The 4,270-nt window shown below is 73.5% G+C and carries 3 protein-coding genes; 2 read left to right on the forward strand and 1 reads right to left on the reverse strand.

Annotated elements, in window-relative coordinates:
- Together GKQ77_RS28515 and GKQ77_RS28520 are read left to right on the forward strand one after the other, a co-directional pair.
- On the forward strand, window positions 1-1,153 hold a 1,153-nt coding region (locus GKQ77_RS28515; protein ID WP_308117817.1), incomplete at its 5' end, for a GlnX family signal transduction membrane protein.
- Window positions 1,154-1,161: 8 nt separating this feature from the next.
- On the forward strand, window positions 1,162-2,499 hold the full coding sequence (locus GKQ77_RS28520) for an extracellular solute-binding protein (protein ID WP_219691822.1): 1,338 nt from the start codon (window positions 1,162-1,164) through the stop codon (window positions 2,497-2,499).
- Window positions 2,500-2,538: 39 nt separating this feature from the next.
- Here GKQ77_RS28520 and GKQ77_RS28525 read toward each other — a convergent pair whose 3' ends face one another.
- A complete protein-coding gene (locus GKQ77_RS28525; RefSeq protein WP_258022122.1) occupies window positions 2,539-4,254 on the reverse strand; it encodes a glycosyltransferase family 87 protein in 1,716 nt (571 codons plus the stop codon).
- Window positions 4,255-4,270: the final 16 nt, after the last annotated feature.

Genomic DNA, 4,270 nt, shown 5'->3' on the forward strand with positions numbered 1-4,270 from the left:
GCGCACCGCCCGGCTCGTCGCCACCGACGCCCTGCGCCGGCTGCGCCGCTCCCTGTGGCCCGCCCCGCTCGCCGGGCGGCCCCGCAACCACGCCTACTTGCGGGAACGCATGATCGCCCTGCCGCTGCTCGCCGTCGTCGCGTCCGTCGCCTTCGGCTGGGCGTACGCCGAGGTCCGCGCGGACTCGGCGGCCCTGCGCGACAGTTACACGCCCGCTCTCGGCGATCTGGCCGACGCGGAGATGTCCCTGCGCATCGCCGACCGCGAGGCCGAGAGGAGCCTGGGCGCCGGGGAGTCGGTGCGGCTCTCCGGCATCGGCAAGCGCTACCTCACGCGTACGACACGGGCCACCCAGAGCCTCAACCAGGTCGCCCGCAGCGGCGCCCTGACCACCGCCCAGCGCCAGGAACTCGACGTGGTCTCCGGGCTCGTCGTCGACTACGGCAACTGGATCTCCTTCGCGCAGAACCACGTCGACGACCCGGTGCTGCGGGCCGCCGGACTCTCGTACGCCCGCAGCATGCTCTGCACACCCCCGGTACCCCCGCGCGAGACGGGCCCCGGCGGCTACCCGCCCTGCGCACCGGGCACCGGCTCCGACGCCACCGCCGTGGTGGACCGCATCTCCGCGCTGGATAGGAGCCTGCGCGACAGGCTCACCGACCGGGCCGCCCTCGGCGGCGGCGTGACCGGCGCGGCCGTCGTCGCCGGGACCGCGCTCGGCCTGCTCGCCCTCGGCCTGTGGCGCACCCAGGTCTTCCTCCACCACCGCTTCCACCTGCGCGTCAGCGTGCCGCTGCTGGTGGCCGCGGTGCCGCTGCTCGCCGTGCCGTTCCTGACGGCCGACGCGGTGCTCGCCCACCGCGCGCAGCAGCGGGTCGTGGACACGGCGGGCGAGCTGTCCCACGCGACCTCGCCCGCGATCGAGTCCACCGTCGACGAGCGCCCTTTCGGCACCCCGCACCCCCGGCTCATCGCCTCCCTGGACGCCCGCGCCGACCACGACCTCGCCGAGGGCCGCCTCTCCTCGCTCGACGGGGCCGCGCCCTGGGTGGCGCCCGTGGGCCTGCTCGCCGCGGGCCTGATCTACGCCACGCTGCACGCCTACCGCCGCGAGTACGTCCTCATCTCCCGCTCCGGAGCCGCCCTGTGAGCCGCCTCATGAGCCGACGTACGAGCCGATATACGAACCGAGGAACGAGCCGGACGCAGAGTGCCCTGCGCGTCTTCCTCGCCGCCTGTCTGCTCGCCGTCACCGCCGGGGCCTGCGCGGACGGACGGGAGCGGACGCTCGTCGTCCTCGGACCCTGGACCGGCGAGGAGGGCGAGGCGTTCGAGGCGTTCGAGGCGATGCTGAGCAAACTCGACGACGGCACCGGACAGACGTACACCTACCAGGGGACGCGTTCCCTGCGCGAGACGCTCGTCGCGCAGCTGGAGGCGGGCGCCCCGCCGGACGTGGCGATCCTCAACAGCGTCGGCGAACTCACCGAGTACGCCCGCGCCAACCGCCTCAAGCCGCTGCCCGCCGCGGCCGCCGCCCGCGCCTATCCGCCGTGGGCGCCGCCGCTCGTCGTCGACGGCACGCGCCGCACCTACTGGGTGCCGCTCAAGGTCGACCTGAAGAGCCTGGTGTGGAGCAGGGAAGGGCGGTCGGCGGCGGCCCCGGAGTGGTGCGTGGGCCTCGCCTCGCAGGCCACTTCGGGGTGGCCCGGCACCGACTGGATCGAGGACATCCTGCTCCACCAGGCGGGCCCCGACGTCTACACCCGGTGGGCCACCGGCCGCCTCAGCTGGCGCGACCCCCGTGTCCGCGAGGCCTGGACGACCTGGGCGGACCTGCTCGGCGACCGCTCCAAGGCATCCGTCGACCAGTCCCTGACCACGTCGTACCTGGGCACCCCCGACCCGGCGGCGGAGGCCGGGGCGGTCCCGCGCGGACTGCTCGGCTCCCTGGCCCCGCGCTGCACGCACGAGCACCAGAGCGCCTTCATCCGGTACGTGTACGCCGACGACCGGGTGCGCGCCGACCCGTCGGCGGGCTTCCTGCGCGGCCGGGCCGCCCACGACGGGGCGTACGAGGTGGCGGGCGACATGGCCGCCGTGTTCAGCGGCAACCCCGCCGCCCGCACCCTCGTCGAGCGGCTTTCGGGCAGGACGGCCCGCACGCTGTGGCGCTCCGAGGCCAAGGAGGAGCTGCGGCCGTTCTTCCCGGACGCCACCGACCCGCAGCCGACCGACCCGACGGGGCGGCGCATCGCGGGCATCCTCACCGAGAAGGCGCGCACGCTCTGCTTCGACGCCTCGGACGTGATGCCGCCGGTCCTGCGCGACGCCTTCCACCGCGCCGTCCTGCGGTACTTCGGGAAGCCGACGGGCGCCCGCCTCGACGAACTCCTCGGTCAGCTGGACGCGGTGCGCGAGGACGCGGCGCCGGAGACGGGGACGGGGACGGGCCGCCTGCCCGCGTCCGGCGTCTGCGCGCCGCCCGGGGGCTGAGCCGGCCGGGGCTGAGCGGGCCCCGGCCTCGGGACTCCGTCAGCGCTCAAGGCCCTCCGGGCAGGGCGTGCCGCGCGGGATCTGGTAGGGCGAGCCGAGCCGGTAGGTGCCGGCCCTCGGGGCGATCAGCTCGACCCACTCGTCGCCGTTGTGGTCCTCCTCGGCCTGCCGCAGACAGCCGTTGACGTTCGTGAACTCCCTGGGCAGATCGCCGTCCCGCTCGCGCCGCCGCTGCGACTCGTCGGTCTCCTGCGGCCGCTCCACGCCCTTGCCCTCGGCGTCCACGACGCTCAGCCACGGCGAGAACGGGATACGGATGAGGACGCGTCCCGGCCGCTTCACCTTCAGCGTCATCTCGCCCTGCTCGGCACGCTCCACGACGGCGTGCGGCCCGGCGAGCGGCGTCGGGTCGACGACCTCGTACAGCCGCCAGTCCGAGTCGACCCACACCTGCTTCAGATACGGCAGCCCCTTTTTGATCAGCTGCGCCTCGCGCTTGCCGCCGTCGCCGTCGGGCTCGCCCTCGGGCAGCACGACGTAATGCACGGACCAGCGCTGCAGCCACTCGCGGTAGTTCGCGGAGTTGAGGGTGTCGTCGTAGAAGAGCGGGTTGCGCTCCATGTCGGCCTGGCGGTTCCAGCCCCGGGCGAGCTGGACGTGCGGGGCGAACGCGGACGCCTCGCGGTGGCTGCGGGCGGGCACGATCTCGACGCGGCCCTTGGCGGCGCCGACCTTGCGCAACTCGTCGATCAGCGGCGACACCTCACGCGTCCAGGACGCGACCGGCCGCGTGTGCACCACGTCGTCGCCCGCCTTGAACCCGACCCACCCGGTGAACCCGGCGAAGGCCAGGACGATCGCGTACCACTTGCGGGACTTGCGCACGGTGAACGGCAGCGCGGCGAGCAGCACGACACCCGCGAAGGACATCGCGAGGCGGGTGATGTTGGAGCCGATCTGCGAGCTGATGATCCAGACGCCGAGCACGAACGCCGCGTACACGGCGGTCGTGATCCGTACGGTCTTCCACTCCTTCGGTACGCAGAAATACACGCACCCCGCGAGGATCAGCGGCAGCGACGCCGAGCCGAACGACATCGGCTGGGTGCCGGAGAAGGGGAAGAGCCAGGCGGAGATGCCGACGACGACGGCGGGCGCGACACCCAGCGCGTACGCGCCCGGGTAGCGCTTGCTGAGGAAGAGCGCGACGGCGACGAGCCCGACGAAGAGCCCGGCCACCGGGCTGCCCATCGTGGCGAGCGCCGCGAACGGCGCGGCGACCAGGGCCTTCGCCCACCGCTTGTAGCGCCAGCGGTACGGCCAGCAGAAGACGGCGGCGACCGCCATCAGCGCGAACATCTGGCCGAGGCCGTAGGTCACCCGGCCCGAGACGGCGTTGCAGAAGAGCGCGAAGACACCGGCGAGGGCGGGCCACAGCGGCTGCTTCACCGCCCTGCTGCGGACCAGGATCATGGTGAGGAGCGTGGCGGAGAGCGTCCCGGCGATCATCATCGTCGTCCGCACGCCGAGCACCGACATCAGATACGGCGAGACGATGCTGTACGAGACCGGGTGCATGCCGCCGTACCAGGCGAGGTTGTACGCCGAGTCGGGGTGGCGCCCGACGAACTCGGCCCAGGCGTCCTGCGCGGCGAGGTCGCCGCCGCTGTTGGCGAACGTGAAGAACCAGATGATGTGCAGCACGGCGGCGAGCGCCGTGGCGATGGTCACGGGGTGGCGCAGGAAGGGGTGCAGGCGGGAGAGGCGGGTG

It is taken from the genome of Streptomyces anatolicus (assembly GCF_019400875.1).
Classification (GTDB): Bacteria; Actinomycetota; Actinomycetes; order Streptomycetales; family Streptomycetaceae; genus Streptomyces; species Streptomyces anatolicus.

Bases quoted from the DNA above. Each gene is read 5' to 3' on its own strand.
- GKQ77_RS28520 (WP_219691822.1), top strand. From the start codon at position 1,162: ATGAGCCGACGTACGAGCCGATATACGAACCGAGGAACGAGCCGGACG.